Source organism: Variovorax sp. WDL1, from assembly GCF_001541225.1.
Taxonomy (GTDB): Bacteria; Pseudomonadota; Gammaproteobacteria; order Burkholderiales; family Burkholderiaceae_C; genus Variovorax.
Genome location: NZ_LMTS01000349.1, coordinates 21138 through 38426, shown reverse-complemented (window position 1 = coordinate 38426; position 17289 = coordinate 21138). Strand labels below are relative to the sequence as shown.

General features: G+C 66.8%; 16 protein-coding genes. 14 read left to right on the top strand and 2 right to left on the bottom strand.

Annotated features, from left to right (window positions below; genetic code table 11):
• From APY03_RS39325 to hutG, 12 genes are all read left to right on the top strand, one after another.
• Positions 1–858: an ABC transporter permease gene (locus APY03_RS39325; RefSeq protein WP_083944948.1), complete on the top strand. Its 858-nt coding sequence runs from the start codon at positions 1–3 to the stop codon at positions 856–858.
• Positions 858–1640: an ABC transporter ATP-binding protein gene (locus tag APY03_RS39320; RefSeq protein WP_068686218.1), complete on the top strand. Its 783-nt coding sequence runs from the start codon at positions 858–860 to the stop codon at positions 1638–1640. The genes APY03_RS39325 and APY03_RS39320 overlap by 1 nt, the downstream gene beginning before the upstream one ends.
• Positions 1641–1651: 11 nt before the next feature.
• Positions 1652–2437, top strand: a complete 786-nt coding sequence (hutC, locus tag APY03_RS39315) for a histidine utilization repressor (protein ID WP_083944946.1) — start codon at positions 1652–1654, stop codon at positions 2435–2437.
• Positions 2438–2499: 62 nt separating this feature from the next.
• Positions 2500–4116 carry a histidine ammonia-lyase gene (hutH, locus tag APY03_RS39310; protein WP_068686216.1) on the top strand — a complete coding sequence of 539 codons (1617 nt, stop codon included), beginning with the start codon at positions 2500–2502 and terminating at the stop codon, positions 4114–4116.
• 30 nt (positions 4117–4146) lie between these two features.
• Positions 4147–5868 carry a urocanate hydratase gene (gene hutU / locus APY03_RS39305; protein WP_068686214.1) on the top strand — a complete coding sequence of 574 codons (1722 nt, stop codon included), beginning with the start codon at positions 4147–4149 and terminating at the stop codon, positions 5866–5868.
• Between the two features lie 10 nt (positions 5869–5878).
• Positions 5879–6880 carry an ornithine cyclodeaminase family protein gene (locus tag APY03_RS39300; protein ID WP_068686212.1) on the top strand — a complete coding sequence of 334 codons (1002 nt, stop codon included), beginning with the start codon at positions 5879–5881 and terminating at the stop codon, positions 6878–6880.
• Between the two features lie 4 nt (positions 6881–6884).
• Positions 6885–7691: a phosphate/phosphite/phosphonate ABC transporter substrate-binding protein gene (locus tag APY03_RS39295; protein WP_068686210.1), complete on the top strand. Its 807-nt coding sequence runs from the start codon at positions 6885–6887 to the stop codon at positions 7689–7691.
• Positions 7691–8650 (top strand): Bug family tripartite tricarboxylate transporter substrate binding protein, encoded by a 960-nt coding sequence (locus tag APY03_RS39290; RefSeq protein WP_068686208.1) that lies wholly within the window; start codon positions 7691–7693, stop codon positions 8648–8650. Before APY03_RS39295 ends, APY03_RS39290 begins: the two co-directional genes overlap by 1 nt.
• An 8-nt stretch (positions 8651–8658) precedes the next feature.
• Positions 8659–9246 carry a HutD/Ves family protein gene (locus APY03_RS39285; RefSeq protein WP_083944959.1) on the top strand — a complete coding sequence of 196 codons (588 nt, stop codon included), beginning with the start codon at positions 8659–8661 and terminating at the stop codon, positions 9244–9246.
• 10 nt (positions 9247–9256) lie between these two features.
• Positions 9257–10507 carry an imidazolonepropionase gene (gene hutI / locus APY03_RS39280; protein ID WP_068686206.1) on the top strand — a complete coding sequence of 417 codons (1251 nt, stop codon included), beginning with the start codon at positions 9257–9259 and terminating at the stop codon, positions 10505–10507.
• Positions 10504–11898, top strand: a complete 1395-nt coding sequence (locus APY03_RS39275; protein ID WP_068686204.1) for a formimidoylglutamate deiminase — start codon at positions 10504–10506, stop codon at positions 11896–11898. The genes hutI and APY03_RS39275 overlap by 4 nt, the downstream gene beginning before the upstream one ends.
• Positions 11895–12710 carry an N-formylglutamate deformylase gene (gene hutG, locus APY03_RS39270; protein WP_068686202.1) on the top strand — a complete coding sequence of 272 codons (816 nt, stop codon included), beginning with the start codon at positions 11895–11897 and terminating at the stop codon, positions 12708–12710. Before APY03_RS39275 ends, hutG begins: the two co-directional genes overlap by 4 nt.
• Positions 12711–12905: 195 nt before the next feature.
• On the opposite strand, the gene APY03_RS42250 is transcribed toward hutG, so the two are convergent.
• Together APY03_RS42250 and APY03_RS39265 are read right to left on the bottom strand one after the other, a co-directional pair.
• The gene (locus APY03_RS42250) at positions 12906–13493 is read right to left on the bottom strand and encodes a hypothetical protein (protein WP_146039276.1); all 588 of its coding nucleotides are present in this window, start codon (positions 13491–13493) and stop codon (positions 12906–12908) included.
• Positions 13494–13755: 262 nt separating this feature from the next.
• A complete protein-coding gene (locus APY03_RS39265; RefSeq protein ID WP_068686200.1) occupies positions 13756–14199 on the bottom strand; it encodes a type III secretion system chaperone in 444 nt (147 codons plus the stop codon).
• 142 nt (positions 14200–14341) lie between these two features.
• On the opposite strand from APY03_RS39265, the gene APY03_RS39260 reads away from it, so the two are divergent.
• Both APY03_RS39260 and APY03_RS39250 read left to right on the top strand, forming a co-directional pair.
• Positions 14342–15388: a homocysteine S-methyltransferase family protein gene (locus tag APY03_RS39260; RefSeq protein WP_068686198.1), complete on the top strand. Its 1047-nt coding sequence runs from the start codon at positions 14342–14344 to the stop codon at positions 15386–15388.
• Between the two features lie 1517 nt (positions 15389–16905).
• Positions 16906–17289, top strand: a 384-nt coding sequence (locus APY03_RS39250) for an SH3 domain-containing protein (protein ID WP_157103535.1), incomplete at its 3' end; no start/stop codon positions are given.

Here is a 17289-nt window from a genome sequence, read left to right as displayed (position 1 = left end):
ATGGAAGCGACCACCGCCGTCTCCACCGCTGCGCCTGCAGCACCCGCTGCCATGCCCAGCGCCGCGCCCGGCCGGCGGCGCGGCATGGCGCCGCTCGAACCGGTCAGCCCGCGCGCACGCTGGATGCTGGGCCTGGGCTTCTTCGTGCTGTTCTTCGCAGTCTGGGCCGCGTTCACGCTGGGCGGCTACGTGCCGCCCACCTTCCTGGCGAGCCCGGTCACGATGGTGAAGGAGGGCTACGGCCTCTTCACCGAATTCAACTTCATCCATGACATCGGCATGACGGTGTGGCGCGTGGTCGGCGGCTTCGTGCTGGCGGCCATCGTCGCGGTGCCGCTGGGCGTCGCGATGGGCGCCTACAAGCCCATCGAGGCCTTCTTCGAGCCGTTCGTCTCCTTCTGCCGCTACCTGCCGGCCTCGGCCTTCATCCCGCTGCTGATCCTGTGGGCCGGCATCGGCGAGGCGCAGAAGCTGCTGGTGATCTTCATCGGCTCGGTGTTCCAGATCACGCTGATGGTGGCCGTCACCGTGGGCGGCGCGCGCCGCGACCTGGTGGAGGCGGCCTACACGCTGGGCGCCAGCAGCCGCGGCATCGTCGCGCGCGTGCTGATCCCGGGCGCCGCGCCGGGCATCGCCGAGACCCTGCGCCTGGTGCTGGGCTGGGCCTGGACCTACGTCATCGTCGCCGAGCTGATCGGCTCCTCCTCCGGCATCGGCCACATGATCACCGACAGCCAGGCGCTGCTCAACACCGGCCAGATCATCTTCGGGATCATCGTCATCGGCGTGATCGGGCTGGTCTCGGACTTCGTCTTCAAGTTCGTCAACCGGCGCCTCTTCGCCTGGAGCACGCTGTGATGCAAAGCCAGCTTTCGATCCGCAGCGTGTCCCGCACCTTCATCGGCAACCGGGGCCAGCGTACGCAGGCCCTGCTGCCCATCGACTTCGAGGTGCGCGAGAACGATTTCGTCACCGTCCTCGGCCCCTCGGGCTGCGGCAAGTCCACACTGTTGCGCATCGTGGCCGGCCTGGACCACCCGAGCGAAGGCCGCGTGCTGCTCGACGGCCAGTCCATCGAAGGGCCGGGCGCCGATCGCGGCATGGTGTTCCAGAGCTACACGCTCTTCCCCTGGCTCACCATCGCGCAAAACATTCGCTTCGGCCTGCGCGAGCGCGGCATGGGCGAGGCCGAGCAGAAGGAACGCAGCGACTACTTCATCGCCAAGGTCGGCCTGCGCGGCTTCGAGAGCCACTACCCCAAGCAGCTCTCGGGCGGCATGCAGCAGCGCACCGCGATCGCGCGTGCGCTCGCCAACGACCCCAAGATCCTGCTGCTGGACGAGCCCTTCGGCGCCCTCGACAACCAGACGCGCGTGCTGATGCAGGAACTGCTGCTCGGCATCTGGGAGTCGGCGCAGAAGACCGTGCTCTTCGTCACCCATGACATCGACGAAGCCATCTTCATGGCCAACCGCGTCGCGGTGTTCAGCGCTAGGCCCGGCCGCATCAAGAGCGAGATCGCGGTCGACTTCCCGCATCCGCGCCACTACACGATCAAGACCTCGCCCGAATTCATGGAGATCAAGGCGCGCTTGACCGAGGAGATTCGCGCCGAGTCCATGGCCGCGGCCGAGCACTGAAGAACGAAGACATGACCACCAGCGCCAAGCAACGCAGCAGCACGACCGCGCAAAGATCGCCGGCGCCGGCGCAGCCTGCGCTGGCGCTCTACGAGCAGGTCAAGTCCTTCATCACCCACAAGATCCAGGACGGCTCCTGGCCCGCCGGCCATCGCCTGCCTTCGGAAAGCGAATTGGTGGCGAAGTTCGGCGTGGCGCGCATGACGGTCAACCGCGCGCTGCGGGAGCTGATGGAGCAGGGCCGCATCGTGCGCGTGGCGGGCGTGGGCAGCTTCGTGGCCGAGAACAAGCCGCAGTCCACGCTGCTGCAGATCGCCAACATCGCGAGCGAGATCCGCGCCCGCGGCCATGACTACCGCTGCAAGTTCCTCGTGGCCGAGCGCATCGCGGCCTCGCCCGACGTGGCGGTGTGGCTGGACCTGCGGCCCGGCGAGTCGGTGTTCCACACCGTGTGCCTGCACCTGGAAAACAACCTTCCCGTGCAGCTGGAAGACCGCCACGTCAACCCGCGCATGGTGCCCGCCTTCCTCGAGCAGGACTTCTCGGCCACCTCGCCCAGCGAGTACCTGGTGCGCAACGTGCCCTTCGACCAGATCGAGCATGTGGTCGACGCCGTGCTGCCCACGCCCGAGCAGGCCGAGCGGCTCGACATGCCGTCCAGCGACCCGTGCCTGCTGCTGACGCGGCGCACCTGGTCGCGCAGCACCCCGGTGACCATGGTGCGCTGCCTCCATCCGGCCTCACGCTATCGGCTGGGCAGCCGCTTCCGCGCGGACGGCAATCCGAGCTTCGGCTGATCGAAGGTCCCGGACGCCGATCGCGCTTCGCACGCACCTACTTGTATAGACAGGACCCACACATGGACAACGCCTCGCTTTCCACCGCGCCGCTGCTGCTCACGCCGGGCGAGGTCGAGCTCGCCGCGCTGCGGCGCGTGCACGCCGGCGGCGTGCAGCTCGCCCTCGACCCCGCGGCGCGCGCAGGCCTGCTGGCTGCGCAGGCGACGGTGCGCAAGATCGTCGATGCCGGCGAGGTGGTCTACGGCATCAACACCGGCTTCGGCAAGTTGGCGCAGACCATCATCCCGCACGGCCGCCTGGCCGAGCTGCAGCGCAACCTGGTGCTGTCGCACAGCGCCGGCACCGGCGCCGCGCTGCCCGGCGGCGTGGTGCGCCTGGTGCTCGCCACCAAGGCCGTGAGCCTGGCGCGCGGCCACTCGGGCATCGCGCCCGAGATCGTCGATGCGCTGCTCGCGCTGCACAACGCCGGCCTCTTGCCCCGTATCCCGTCCAAGGGCTCGGTCGGAGCCTCGGGCGACCTCGCGCCGCTGGCCCACCTGGCCTGCGTGTTGATCGGCGAGGGCGAGGTCACGACCCCCGAGGGCGCGGTGATCGGCGGCGCGGAGGCGCTGTCGCGCATCGGCCTGGAGCCCTTCGTGCTTGGCCCCAAGGAAGGCCTGGCCTTGCTCAACGGCACGCAGGTCTCGACGGCGCTGGCGCTGGCGGGCCTGTTCGGCGCCGAGGACGTGTTCGCGGCCGGCCTCATGGCGGGCGCACTGTCGCTCGAGGCGATCCAGGGTTCGATCAAGCCCTTCGATGCGCGCATCCACGCCGCGCGCGGCCAGCCGGGCCAGATTGCCGTCGCCGCCGCGGTGCGCACGCTGCTCGAAGGCAGCGAGATCGTTCCCTCGCACGCCGACTGCGGCCGCGTGCAGGACCCGTATTCCGTCCGCTGTGTGCCGCAGGTCATGGGCGCCTGCCTCGACAGCCTCGCGCACGCGGCGCGCGTGCTGCGCATCGAAGCCAATGCGGCCTCCGACAACCCGCTCGTCTTCGATAACGGCGACGTGATCTCCGGCGGCAACTTCCACGCCGAGCCCGTGGCCTTCGCGGCCGACATCATCGCGCTGGCGGTGGCCGAGATCGGCGCCATCAGCGAGCGCCGCATGGCCCTGTTGCTGGACAGCGGCCTGTCGGGCTTGCCGGCCTTCCTGGTGCGCGATGGCGGCGTCAACTCCGGCTTCATGATCGCGCAGGTCACGGCCGCATCGCTCGCCTCGGAGAACAAGTCGCTTGCCCATCCGGCGAGCGTGGACAGCCTGCCCACTTCGGCCAATCAGGAGGACCATGTGTCGATGGCCACCTTCGCCGCGCGGCGCCTCGCCGAGATGGTGCAGAACACCGCGGTGGTCGTGGGCATCGAGGCCATGGCTGCCGCGCAAGGTATCGAGCTCAAGCGTGGCAGCATGGCCCCCACGCTCGGCACTGGCGTGTCCTCGCTGCCCCCCGAGGGGCGGCCCGGCGGTGGGCTGAACAGTTCGCCCCTCCTCGAAGCCGAATTCGCCGCCATCCGCCAGCGCGTCGCCTTCATCGACCAGGACCGCTTCATCGCCCCCGACATCGAGGCCATGCGCCAGTGGGCGTGCCGCAGCGAATGGCCCGCCGCCCTGCTGGACATCCTGCCCAGCCGCCCCTGAATCCCGCCCCCAACGAAAGGACATGCCGCCATGAACGCTCCAGACAAGTTCGTCGCCCAGACCGCCACCGACCCCCGCCACGATCCCACCCGCGTGATCCGCGCCCCGCGCGGCAGCCAGCTCAGCTGCAAGAGCTGGCTCACCGAGGCGCCCTACCGCATGCTGCAGAACAACCTCGACCCCGAGGTGGCCGAGCGCCCACAGGACCTGGTGGTCTACGGCGGCATCGGCCGCGCGGCGCGCAACTGGGAATGCTTCGACCAGATCCTCGCCTCGCTGAAGACGCTCGAAGACGACGAGACCCTGCTGATCCAGTCCGGCAAGCCCGTCGGTGTCTTCAAGACCCATGCCGACGCCCCGCGCGTGCTGCTCGCCAACTCCAACCTCGTGCCCAAGTGGGCGACCTGGGAGCACTTCAACGAGCTGGACCGCAAGGGCCTCTTCATGTACGGCCAGATGACCGCCGGCAGCTGGATCTACATCGGCAGCCAGGGCATCGTGCAGGGCACCTTCGAGACCTTCGTCGAGGCCGGCCGCCAGCACTACGACAACGACCTCGCTGGCAAGTGGTTCCTGACCGCGGGCCTCGGCGGCATGGGCGGCGCGCAGCCGCTGGCCGCCACGCTCGCCGGCGCCGTGTCGCTCAACATCGAGTGCAAGCAGTCGAGCATCGACTTCCGCCTGCGCACGCGCTACGTCGACAAGCAAGCCAAGGACATCGACGACGCCATCGCGCTCATCCGGCAGCACACGGCAGCAAAGGAGGCCGTGTCGATCGCGCTGCTCGGCAACGCGGCCGAGATCCTGCCCGAGCTGGTCAAGCGCGCGAAGGCCGGCGGCCTGAAGCCCGACCTGGTGACCGACCAGACCTCGGCGCACGACCTGATCAACGGCTACCTGCCCTCCGGATGGACCGTCGAGCAATGGATCGACGCGCAGAAAGACCCGTCGCAGCATGCGCGCCTGAAGGCCGAGGCCGCGAAGTCCTGCGCCGTGCACGTGCAGGCCATGCTCGACTTCCAGGCCATGGGCATCCCCACCGTGGACTACGGCAACAACATCCGCCAGGTCGCCTTCGACGAGGGCGTGAAGAACGCCTTCGACTTCCCCGGCTTCGTGCCCGCCTACATCCGCCCGCTCTTCTGTGAAGGCAAGGGCCCCTTCCGCTGGGTGGCGCTCTCCGGCGACCCGGAGGACATCTACAAGACCGACGCCAAGATCAAGGAGCTGTTCCCCGACAACAAGCACACCCACCGCTGGCTGGACATGGCGCGCGAGCGCATCTCCTTCCAGGGCCTGCCCGCGCGCATCTGCTGGCTGGGCCTGGGCGAGCGCCACAAGGCCGGGCTGGCCTTCAACGAGATGGTGAAGTCAGGCGAGCTCAAGGGCCCGATCGTCATCGGCCGCGACCACCTCGATACCGGCTCGGTCGCCAGCCCCAACCGCGAGACCGAGGCGATGAAGGACGGCACCGATGCCGTCTCCGACTGGCCGCTGCTCAACGCGCTGCTCAATACCGCGGGCGGCGCGACCTGGGTCAGCCTGCACCATGGCGGTGGCGTCGGCATGGGCTACTCGCAGCATTCGGGCGTGGTGATCGTGTGCGACGGCACCGACGCCGCGGCCAAGCGCATCGCGCGCGTGCTGTGGAACGACCCTGCCACCGGCGTCATGCGCCATGCCGATGCAGGCTACGAACAGGCCGTCGCGACGGCGAAGAAGCATTCCCTCCAACTCCCCATGATCAAGTGAGCCCAACCCCATGTCCGAGATCTACCTGCACTATCTGAACCACCTCGACGTCCAGGCGCTGGCAATGACCGACGCCGAGATCGTCGCCGCCGTCGAGGCCGGCCTGCTCGCGCAAGGACGCGGCGAAACCACCATCGAGCCGCGCATGCACCTCGTGCCCGAGAAGGACTACCCGGGCCACTTCAACGTGCTGCGCGGCTACGTGCGGCCGCTCGGCGTGGCGGGCGTGAAGGTGGTGGGCGACTTCTATCGCAACTACGAACAAGGCCTGCCCTCGGAGCTCGCGCTGCTCAACCTTTTCGATCCGAAAAACGGCGTGCCGGTGGCCATCATCGACGCCTCCGACATCACCGACATGCGCACCGGCGCGGTGACTGCCATCGGCGCCAAGCACCTCGCGCGCAAGGACTCGAAGATCCTCGGCCACATCGGTGCGCGCGGCACCTCGTACTGGAACGTGCGCCTGCTGCATTCGATCTTCCATTTCGACGAGATCCGCGTGCACTCCCGCCGGCCGGAGAGCCGGGAGAAGTTCGCCGCGCGCCTCGAGCGCGACCTCGGCACGAAGATCACCGTCACCGAGGACTGGGAGTCCTGCGTGCGCGGCGCCGACATCGTCGTCGAGGCCTCGCGCCTGGAGAAGCCCACGCCGATGCTCAAGACAGAGTGGATCAAGAAGGGCGCCTGCGTCATCCCCTACGGCACCATGAGTGCGGTCGAGCTCTCGCTGACGGACATCATGGACAAGATGGTGATGGACGACTGGGGCCAGGCCAAGGCCGGCCCGCTGGGTGCGCTGCGCGCGCACGTCGACAGCGGCAAGCTGTCCGAGCAGACGCTGCATGCCGAGCTGGGCCAGATCGTCGCGGGGCTCAAGCCCGGGCGCGAGAGCGAGGACGAGACCAACCTCTTCTGGCACCGCGGCCTTTCGCTGTCGGACATCGCGCTCGGCTCGGCCATGCTCGAGAAGGCCAGGCGCATGGGGCTCGGCCAGCAGCTTCGCTTCCGCTGACGCCATGGCTCGGGTCGCCAACGCCCGCATGTACTCGGCCACCGCGTCGGCGCGGGCCGACTGGAAGACCCTGCTGGCATGGGTGCTCGCACGCGCGGAGCTCGGCTGGGAGGTGGTCGACTACGACGCGCCCGCGCCGCTCTCCGCGCTTTGGGCGCGCGAGGACCTGGGCCTGGCGATGATGTGCGGGCTGCCCTTCTCGCAGCGCACGCCGCGCCCCACGCTAATCGCCGCGCCGGTGCCTTCGCCGGCCCGCTACGGCGGCCGGCCGGTCTACTTCACCGACATCGTGGTGCGTGCCGATGCGCCTTACCAGCGCCTCGAGGACACCTTCGGCGGTGTGGTGGGCTACACGCTGGCCGACTCGATGTCGGGTGGTGTCGCCCTCGCGCACCACCTCGCGCCCTATCGGGAAGCGCGGGGAGAGCGTCTCTACCGCAAGGCAGTCGGCAACCTGATCCACGCGCGCGGCGTGATCGAGGCGTTGGCCGCCGGCACCATCGACGTCGGCCCGCTCGACAGCTACTACCACGACCTGCTGCGGCATGGCGAGCCTGCCTTCGCGCAGCAGGTGCGCATCATCGCCAGTACCGATGCGCGGCCCATCCCGCCGCTGGTGGCCACCGCTGCGCTGGAGCCGGACGAGCTCGCGCGCCTGCGCAGCGCGCTGCAGGCCAGCACGAAGGCGCCCGAGCTGCGCGCCGTGACGGAACGCTTGTTGCTTGCGGACTTCGCCGTGCCCGATCCCGCGGACTACGACGTCCTCGCGCGGATCGCCCATTCCAACCTTCCCACCTTCGAGGAACTCTGATGATCCAACGTCGTCTTGCCCTTCTATTGCCTCTTCTGTTCGCGTCCGTCGTCCATGCGCAGGCATGGCCCGCCAAGCCGGTGCGCATCATCGTGCCCTTTGCGCCCGGCGGCCCAGCCGACGTGCTGGCGCGCGTGATCGGGCAGGAGCTTACCGACACGCTGGGCCAGCCCTTCGTCATCGAGAACAAGGTGGGCGCGGCCGGCAACATCGGCGTCGAGCAAATCGCCAAGGCCGCACCGGATGGCTACACGCTGGGCATCGTGCCGGTAGGCAACATCGCGGTGAACCCCAGCCTCTTTCCCGCGCTGCCCTACAAGGCCAGCGAGCTGGCGCCGGTCGCGATGCTGGCGACGGTGGAAAACGTGCTCGCGGTCAACGCAGATGTGCCGGCTCAATCGCTCAAGGACCTGCTTGCGCTGGCGAAGCAGAAGCCGGGCACGCTGAGCTTCGCATCGCCCGGCGCCGGCAGCCAGGCCCACCTGGCGGGCGAGCTGATGGCGCTGGAGGCGGACCTGAAGCTGATCCACGTGCCCTACAAAGGCGTCGGCCCCGCCATCAACGACCTGGTCGGCGGTCAGGTGACGATGATGTTCGGCTCCATGTCCGCCGTGCTGCCGCACGTCAAGTCCGGCAAGCTGCGTGCGCTCGGCGTCGCCAGCCTCAAGCGCTCGGCCGCCATGCCCGAATTGCCGACCATCGCGGAGCAGGGCCTGCCGAAGTTCGAGGCCGTGTCGTGGTACGCGCTGATGGCACCCGCCGGGACGCCTGCCGCCGTAGTCGATCGCCTCAATGCCGAGAGCATCCGCTCGCTGGCCAAGCCCGCGATCAAGGAGAAGTTCGCCGCCCAGGGCCTGGAGCCCGGCAGCGGCAAGCCGCAGGACCTCGCGGCCACGATCCGCACGGAAACCGCGCGCTGGGCCGAGGTGATCAGGAAGCAGAACATCAAGCCGGACTGATGGACGTGATGGCCCTCACGCAGTTCTCGCGCCGCAGCTTGGCCGTAACGCCGTGGAAGAACGGCGGCGGCACCACGCAGGAGATCGCTTGCTGGCCACCGGGCGCGGGCCTTTCGGACTTCGGCTGGCGCGTGAGCATCGCGACCATTGCGGCCGAGGGGCCCTTCTCGGTCTTCGCGGGCATCGATCGCAGCATCATGCTGCTGGAAGGCGAGGGCGTTTGCCTGCGCTCGCGCGATGGCCGCATCGATCACCGGCTCGACATACCGCACCGCCCCTTCGCCTTTGCCGGCGATGTGGAGGTCGACTGCACGCTGCAGGGCGGCGCGTCGAGCGACTTCAACGTGATGACGCGGCGCGGGCAATGGCGCGCGGAGGTGCAGGTGCTCGACGGCGCAGCCGGGATTGCGCCCGCCTCGCATGGCGTGCTGCTGGCCTTGCGTGGAGACTGGTGCCTGGAAGGCGAGGGTCGGCTGTGCCGCGAAGGCGATGGCCTGTACTGGACCGAAGCGTCGCAAGAGTGGCAGGCCGTGCCGGCCAGTCCGGATGCACGCCTGGCCGTGGTGCGCATCCTGCCCGCCGACCCGCAGCCTTGAAAGACGAGCGATGACACCCCTGAACCAACTTCCTTCCGCCGATGGCCTGTGGACCGATTTGCGGCTCGCGCCCGGCGCGGCGCCCGATGTGGTGCTGCCCGAGGGCGCGCAGGCGGCCATTGCAGTCGAGCACGGCTGCATCGCCTGGATCGGCGACGCCCGCGCAGTGCCTGAGCGCTTCGCCGATGCGCCTCGCCACGACGGTGCGGGCGCGCTCGTCACGCCCGGCCTGATCGATTGCCACACCCATCTGGTCTATGGCGGCCAGCGCGCCAACGAGTTCGCCATGCGCCTCGCCGGTGCGAGCTACGAGGACGTGGCGAAAGCCGGCGGCGGCATCGTCTCCTCGGTGCGCGCCACGCGCGAGGCCGACGAAGACCAACTCTTCGCGCAGGCAGCGGCGCGCCTGGAGCAGTTGCTGGCCGACGGCGTGTGCGCCATCGAGATCAAGTCGGGCTACGGACTCTCGCTCGCGCACGAGCGCAAGCAGCTGCGCGTGGCGCGGCGGCTCGGCGAAGCCTATGGCGTGACCGTGCGCACCACCTTCCTCGGCGCCCATGCGCTGCCGCCCGAATACGCAGGCCGCAGCGGCGACTACATCGACGCCGTGTGCAGCGAGATGATGCCCGCGCTCGCCGCTGACGGGCTGGTCGATGCGGTCGATGTCTTCTGCGAGCGCATCGCCTTCTCGCTGGAAGAGACCGAGCGCGTGTTCCAGGCCGCCCGCGCGCTGGGCCTGCCGGTCAAGCTGCACGCCGAGCAGCTTTCCGACATGGGCGGCGCGGCACTGGCGGCGCGCTACGGCGCGCTCTCGTGCGACCACATCGAGCACCTCTCCCCCGACGGCATCGCCGCCATGCGGGAAGCCGGCACCGTCGCCGTGCTGCTGCCGGGCGCGTACTACACGCTGCGCGACACGCACCTGCCGCCCATCGAAGCGCTGCGCGCGGCCGGCGTCCCGATGGCCGTTTCGACCGATCACAACCCTGGCACCTCGCCTGCGCTGAGTTTGCTGCTGATGATGAACATGGCTTGCACGCTGTTCCGCCTCACCGTGCCCGAGGCGCTGGCAGGCGTGACGGTTCACGCGGCGCGCGCACTGGGCTTGTCGGACACGCACGGCGCGCTCGGTACAGGCCGGCCCGCCGACTTCGTGCTGTGGGACGCCACCGATGCCTCCGAGCTCGCCTACTGGTTCGGACGCCGCGCCGTGAAGCGAGTGGTCCGCCAGGGCCGCATTGCGCAGGAGGGCGGGCGATGAGCAAGCCCGGCGCCCTGCATGCCTGCGATGCGCTGCTGCCTTCGGGCTGGGCGCGCAACGTGCTGCTGCGCTGGGACGCGTCAGGCCGCCTCACGCTGGTGCAGCCCGATGCCGAAGCGCAGGCTGATGCGCCCCTCTCAGCCGGCCCCATCATCCCTGGCATACCCAACCTGCATTCGCACGCCTTCCAGCGCGCCTTTGCCGGGCTTACCGAATTCCGCGGCACTGGGGAAGACAGCTTCTGGAGCTGGCGCACGCTGATGTACCGCTTCGCGGCCCAGCTCTCGCCGGCGCAGGTCGAGGCCATCGCCACCTGGCTCTACGTCGAGATGCTCGAGGCCGGCTACACCTCGGTCTGCGAGTTCCACTACCTGCACCACGACCGCGATGGCCGTCCCTATGCCGATGACGCCGAGCTTGCGCTGGCCCTGCTGCGCGCGGCCGAGCGAACCGGCATCGGCCTCACCTTGTTGCCCGTGCTCTACCAGGCCAGCGGGTTCGGTGGCCAGCCGCCCAACGCCGGGCAGCGGCGCTTCGTGCGTTCGACGGAGTCGATGCTGCGCCTGCTCGATCGGCTGCGGCCGCTGTGCGAGTCGCAGGGAGCGCGCCTCGGCCTTGCGCCGCATTCGCTTCGCGCGGTCGCGCCCCAGGCGTTGCACGAGGCGCTCTCGGGGCTCGATGCGATCGATGCCACCGCGCCCGTCCACATCCACATCGCCGAGCAGACTGCCGAGGTCGAGGCCTGCCTGGCCTGGAGCGGCCAGCGCCCCGTTGCCTGGCTGCTCGACCACGCGCCCGTCGATGCGCGCTGGTGCCTGGTCCACGCCACGCACATGGACGCCGGCGAGTACCGAGGCGCCGCAGCGAGCGGCGCGGTCGCGGGCCTGTGCCCGACCACCGAGGCCAACCTCGGCGACGGCCTCTTCGACTTCGGCGCCTGGCGCGCGCATGGCGGGCGCTGGGGCGTGGGCTCCGACAGCCATGCGTGCGTCAACGCCGCCGAGGAACTGCTGATGCTCGAATACGGCCAGCGGCTGGCGACCCGCCAGCGCAACATCGGCGCCGATGGCGCCGAGCCCTGCGTCGCGACGGCCATGACGCTTGCGGCCGTGCAGGGCGGCGCACAGGCTGCAGGCCGCGCTGTCGCGGGTCTGGCCGTCGGCCAGCAGGCTGACTTCGTGATGCTCGACGCCAACCAACTCGCGCTCGCTGGCCTCTGCCCGACCGACATGCTGTCCTCGCACGTCTTTGCCAGCCACCGGACCAACGCGATCGCATCGGCCTGCGTGGCCGGCCAGGAACGCGTCTCCGGCGGATCGCACCCACTTCACCACGACGCGGCGGCGGCCTTCGTCGCCGCGCGCAACCAACTGCTCACCGCCTCACCATGAACTCCTTCGAAACCACAGAGCCCCCTTTCCGCTTTCGCCAGGGCACGCGGCCGTTGCTGATCTCCATGCCGCATGTCGGCACCCACGTGCCGTCCGCGCTGGCCGCGCGGCTGACGCAGGAGGCGAGGCAGGTGCCCGACACCGACTGGCACCTGGAGCGCCTCTACGACTTCGTCGACGAACTCGGGGCTTCCGTTCTCGTGGCCACCCATTCGCGCTATGTGATCGACCTGAACCGCCCGCCGGACAACCAGAACCTCTACCCGGGCCAGGACACCACCGGCCTGTGCCCCGTCGACGCCTTCGACAAGACGCCGCTCTACGCCGCCGGCGACGTGCCGGACGAGGCCGAGATCGCGGCGCGCGTCGGTGCGATCTGGAAGCCGTATCACCAGAAGCTGGCGGACGAGCTCGCGCGAATGAAGGCAGTGCACGGCACCGTCGCGCTGTGGGACGCGCACTCGATCCGCTCGGTGCTGCCGCGCTTCTTCGAAGGGCGGTTGACCGATCTCAATCTGGGGACGGGGGGCGGCACGAGCTGCGATCCGGCGCTGGCGGATTCGCTGCTCCGGATCGCCTCGTCGGCAAGCGGCTATACCGCCGTGTTGAATGGTCGATTCAAAGGGGGGCACATCACCCGCACCTACGGAAATCCCGCAGGCGGGGTGCATGCAGTCCAGCTGGAAATGACGCAGGCCAGCTACATGGAGGAGCAGCTGCCTTTTGCTTACCTGCCTGAGACCGCGATCCGCGTGCAGCCGGTGGTGCGGCGACTCTTGGAAGCCGTGCTGGAGTTTGTTGGACGACGGTGAGGAACGCACGTCCCACGTGCGAATCACCTCTCGGTGAGTCGCCAATATTTCCCGATCCTGTTGCGCTCGCGGCTGGTATTTATTTGACCTGAGGGAGCCAACCCAGGCAGTCGGGGAGAGTGCCGGCTTTCGTTCTTTCTCAAGGAGATGCTTGAAAACCCCGACTTGGGCATTCCTTCTCCCCGAGGTGGATTGTCAGTTTTCAGGTCCAGAGCTCGTGCTGCCCGAATCTTTTTGAACGTCCGTACTTGAAGGTACGGCCTTGCTCCGTGGCAGGCGATGCTCAGTGGGCAGTCGCTTCACAAGGCTGCTCACTTGCCGCAGTTTTTGTAACCGAACAGACGTCTTTTCTGGACTGCGGGCTCCCGATGAACTTTGACCTGTACTCTTCAGATCTTCCAAGGAAGTTGGGGATGTGCTCGATTTTTTTGGTTTCTTTTTCGGACTGTTCGATTCCGACTTGCTTTCCGGCGGTTTTTCGGCTGTGTTTATCTCGAAATCCAGCGCGTCTGCCAGTTCGGCTGCAATATCATCGAATTCCTGGTAATAATTAATTGTGGAATTTTCATCGAACGAATTCAAGGTCCTGGGACTCAATGAAAAAGTTGGTGAAAGCCTGGGGCTCTCTTTTTGCTCTCTCGACTCGGATTTGGTCGGTGACTTGAGAAGAAGCGGCCTCTTGCCGGATGCCGTGAGGCGGCGCTCGACTTTGATGGGGAAGCTTGGCGTATCGCGAGGTATCGGAGGAGGCGGCCTGTTCGGAGGGGATGTTTGGCTCTCCATGGTCCCTGTTGCTTCGGGCTCGTCTGGAGATTCCTGCCGGTGGAGCGGCAGCCGAGGTCGCTCTGACGAGGGTTGGGGTGATTCTTTTGGGACAAGGGACGCGAGGCTTTCTGGAAGCGTTGGCACAGCCTTGTCGACCGGGTCGGGCGTCAGTGGGAGTGCTCTTCCGGCGTTGTTTGGCCTTGCAGCGGTTGGTTTTGCAGCGCTCATTCGTCGAGTTTCTTGATGGTTGAAGAGGCAGTTGAAGAATGGCAAACGCCAGTCAGGCCAGCACGCTGGTCAGGAGGACGCCAGCGCCGTCCGATGCCCGCACGCCGATGACGTCCCGCGCCGTCCTGGTTTCTTCCAGGTGAAACCGAAGCATCTCCGCCACGAACTCCCCGTCGAGCGCTTCGTCATCCCGAAGCTCCCCGCAGAAGATGGCTCGCGACGAGCTGGCGTCGAAGGCGTAGGCGCCACGGAGCGTTCCGTGGGTGCGCAGGTTGAGCTGCAAGAGCTGCTCGCAGACCTCGGCGCGCTCGTGCGAGTCGGTGTCGCCCAGGTCGATGTAGAAGTAGAGCGCGTCACTGTCTTCCGCGTCCTCGAAGTCCATGAGGATTTCGATCTCGTCGACCGTGATTGAGTAGCGCCCGTCCTGCGGCGACGGCTCGACATGCAATGCGCGGGCAGCGGCTTCGCAGATGCCGTTGAATTGGAGCTGGTTCATGGTGGTGTTCCGGATCGCGGCCTCGTCCACACTGGACGCAGCAGCGCGCCCAGATGCGTAACCCCCGCCGGTCCATTGGTTCCATCGGGGCACAAGGCCAAGGCGCCGGGAAGGGGCATCGAGCCCTTCCTACAATCGCCCCATGAAGCCCCTTGTCTATACGCGTGCCCAGCAGCTCCCCGCCATCCTCGCCACCCGCATCGCCATCCTGGACGGCGCCATGGGAACGATGATCCAGCGCTTCAAGCTCACCGAAGCCCAGTACCGCGGCGAGCGCTTCAAGGACTTTGCGCGCGACGTGAAGGGCAACAACGAGCTGCTCTCGCTGACCCGACCCGAGGTGATCCGCGACATTCACGAGGGCTACCTGGCCGCGGGCGCCGACCTGATCGAGACCAACACCTTCGGCGCGACCCGCATCGCGCAGGAGGACTACAAGATGGCCGAGCTCGCGCGCGAGATGAACCTCGAATCGGCCCGCATCGCGCGCGCCGCATGCGACAAGTTCAGCACCCCCGACAAGCCGCGCTTCGTGGCCGGCGCACTGGGGCCGACGCCCAAGACCGCCAGCATCAGCCCCGACGTGAACGACCCCGGTGCGCGCAACGTGAGCTTCGAGGAGCTGCGTTCTTCCTACTACGAGCAGGTGGAGGCGCTGGTCGAGGGCGGCGCCGACGTGCTGCTGGTCGAGACCATCTTCGACACGCTCAACGCCAAGGCCGCGCTGTTCGCGGTCGACGAGTACTTCGCCGCGAGCGGCGAGCGCCTGCCGCTGATCATCAGCGGCACGGTGACCGATGCCTCCGGGCGCATCCTCAGCGGCCAGACCGTCACCGCTTTCTGGCACAGCGTGCGCCATGCTCGTCCCCTGGCCGTCGGGCTGAACTGCGCGCTGGGCGCGGCGTTGATGCGGCCCTACATCCAGGAGCTGGCGCGGGTGGCGGACGACACCTTCATCAGCTGCTATCCCAATGCCGGCCTGCCCAATCCGATGAGCGAGACCGGCTTCGACGAGACGCCCGAGGTCACCTCGCGCCTGCTGCACGAGTTCGCATCCGAGGGCCTGGTCAACATCGTGGGCGGCTGCTGCGGTACCACGCCGGAACACATCGCCGCGATCGGACAGGCGGTGTCGCCCCTGGCGGGCCGGGCGCTGCACCGGGCAGCCTTCTATCCAGAAGCTGCCTGAAGAAGGTGTGAACCAACCAGCCAGCGGGGGCCCGCGTTGGCAGGCAGAAATTCGCATGCCGTCGATCAACTGAATGGCGGGATCTTGACGTCGAGGCTGGTGAGTTCCTCTTGAAGAGCCTGCCGCAAGTTCAAGAAATCGGAATATTCGAGGTTGTTTCCTTTTTTTCCGGGTTGTATCCGTGATACTGGAATTATGATTTTCTATCATCGTTCTTTGTGCTTCAGTCAAATAGGACTTCAAGGTGCTATACAGAAGCTGCAGGTATTCACGCCTGTCGTTGTTTGAAAGATCGCGCAGTCCTTTCGCGCAAGCGCCAGTCTCCGGCTGTTTTGGATTGACGTAGATATTGCCGCCGGCGGCGCAGTAAATGAGTTTGATGGCGCGTGCCGTGCCGTTCTCTTCTTTGTCTGTATTTGTCGTTATCAGAGTCCTGGCCTTTTCTGCCAGTTCTGCGGCGGACCCCGGCGCGAAGTCACTGATCGACGTTTCGACTTCATGGATGAGCCCGCCGAGAATTTTCTGGAACCTGCGAAGCCGGCTATTCAGGAGCGACTGATCGTGCTTGGACGTGCCGGCGGCATCGAGGTAATCAAGAGCATCTGACACCTTGATATTTTGCTGCCTTGACATGTGGCGCCTGAGTTCATTGCTGAGCGGTTTGAGAAGCGCAAGCCTCTCCTCGTGCCGAAGTTCAATCAATACACTGGCAAGAGCCTCGATCTCGGGATGCGGGATGTCAGGGAAATAATTATCGCCACTCGCAGCATAGCGGAGGAGATTCAATGCTCGCGCCGACGGGGGTTTGGCATTTTTGCATGATTTCTGCATCGGCTCCTGCAGCCTTTCGACGTGAGCTAATGCAGCTTTTGAAATTCCACCGGTGCCCTTATGGTGTTTCGTTTCGTTGATGGCTGTCGAATTGATTATTTCTTTTGAAATGAACCCTGAGGCATCCTCCTCGCTTGATTCCGTTACGGTGGAGAGAGACGGAACGAAGGATTGGCCAATTTCTTCCGAAAACTGGCGACTTGCTTGACTCGGCATTGGTCGACGCTGCTCGAGAGTCCTCGCAGGAACAAACGAAGCGAGACGATGCTGGGGCTTGGATGAGCTGTCATTCTCGTCATTGTTCTCTTCATCGTTTCTGGCTTTAATGGTATTTGAATTTGTGGGCAACCCATTGCGTGGCGAAAATTGTATGAATCGACTCATAGGTGAAGTCCTCTGGCATTTCAGTGATCGAGTGGGAATAACAGGGAAATTTGTAGCAGCTACGCACAAATTCGCCGCCAAGTCCCCACCTTGGGAGGAGGCGTGCGCAGGAATGCGTAACCTTTTGTCGCAGATTGTTCCGCGGCGGTCGCATGGAGCGAAGCTTCAAAAGACGGGTATCGAGGCGCCGCTAAGGGTTATGGCGGTGCACCGTCTCCCGAGCGGGCCCGTTGGACGGTCAGGCCGCCGAATGGCAATGCCCGGGCTCGCGGTCTGCCCTGAACTTCATCAAGGAGGCACCCATGAACAGCAAGCTCGCGCAGCGCTGGATCGGCATCGGAACCCTCGCACTCGCGCTTCCGATCGCCGCGGCGGCGCAGGAGGCCGTCGCGCGCAACACCGTCAATCTTCGAGCGGGCCCTTCGGGCGACTACCCGGTCGTGGCCCGGCTGGGCCCCGGCCAGCCCTTCGAGGTGCTGGGCTGCATCAGCGGCTACAGCTGGTGCGACGTGGTACTGCCCGACGGCTTGCGAGGCTGGGTGTATTCAGGCGCCATCGACTACGTCTACGAGGACCGGCGCCTTCCCTTGGCAACGTACGGCGCGACCATCGGCGTGCCGATCATCGGCTTCACGATCGGCAACTACTGGGCTGACCACTATCGCGACCGCCCCTGGTACCGTGAG

What these genes read in the sequence shown, in the direction of transcription:
- hutH (WP_068686216.1), top strand. Translation starts at nt 2,500, where the DNA reads ATGGACAACGCCTCGCTTTCCACCGCGCCGCTGCTGCTCACGCCGGGC.
- APY03_RS39260 (WP_068686198.1), top strand. Translation starts at nt 14,342, where the DNA reads ATGAAGCCCCTTGTCTATACGCGTGCCCAGCAGCTCCCCGCCATCCTC.
- hutG (WP_068686202.1), top strand. Translation starts at nt 11,895, where the DNA reads ATGAACTCCTTCGAAACCACAGAGCCCCCTTTCCGCTTTCGCCAGGGC.
- hutC (WP_083944946.1), top strand. Translation starts at nt 1,652, where the DNA reads ATGACCACCAGCGCCAAGCAACGCAGCAGCACGACCGCGCAAAGATCG.
- APY03_RS39300 (WP_068686212.1), top strand. Translation starts at nt 5,879, where the DNA reads ATGTCCGAGATCTACCTGCACTATCTGAACCACCTCGACGTCCAGGCG.
- APY03_RS39320 (WP_068686218.1), top strand. Translation starts at nt 858, where the DNA reads ATGCAAAGCCAGCTTTCGATCCGCAGCGTGTCCCGCACCTTCATCGGC.
- APY03_RS39275 (WP_068686204.1), top strand. Translation starts at nt 10,504, where the DNA reads ATGAGCAAGCCCGGCGCCCTGCATGCCTGCGATGCGCTGCTGCCTTCG.
- APY03_RS39265 (WP_068686200.1), bottom strand. Translation starts at nt 14,199, where the DNA reads ATGAACCAGCTCCAATTCAACGGCATCTGCGAAGCCGCTGCCCGCGCA.
- APY03_RS39285 (WP_083944959.1), top strand. Translation starts at nt 8,659, where the DNA reads ATGGCCCTCACGCAGTTCTCGCGCCGCAGCTTGGCCGTAACGCCGTGG.
- APY03_RS39290 (WP_068686208.1), top strand. Translation starts at nt 7,691, where the DNA reads ATGATCCAACGTCGTCTTGCCCTTCTATTGCCTCTTCTGTTCGCGTCC.
- APY03_RS42250 (WP_146039276.1), bottom strand. Translation starts at nt 13,493, where the DNA reads ATGGAGAGCCAAACATCCCCTCCGAACAGGCCGCCTCCTCCGATACCT.
- hutU (WP_068686214.1), top strand. Translation starts at nt 4,147, where the DNA reads ATGAACGCTCCAGACAAGTTCGTCGCCCAGACCGCCACCGACCCCCGC.
- APY03_RS39295 (WP_068686210.1), top strand. Translation starts at nt 6,885, where the DNA reads ATGGCTCGGGTCGCCAACGCCCGCATGTACTCGGCCACCGCGTCGGCG.
- APY03_RS39325 (WP_083944948.1), top strand. Translation starts at nt 1, where the DNA reads ATGGAAGCGACCACCGCCGTCTCCACCGCTGCGCCTGCAGCACCCGCT.
- hutI (WP_068686206.1), top strand. Translation starts at nt 9,257, where the DNA reads ATGACACCCCTGAACCAACTTCCTTCCGCCGATGGCCTGTGGACCGAT.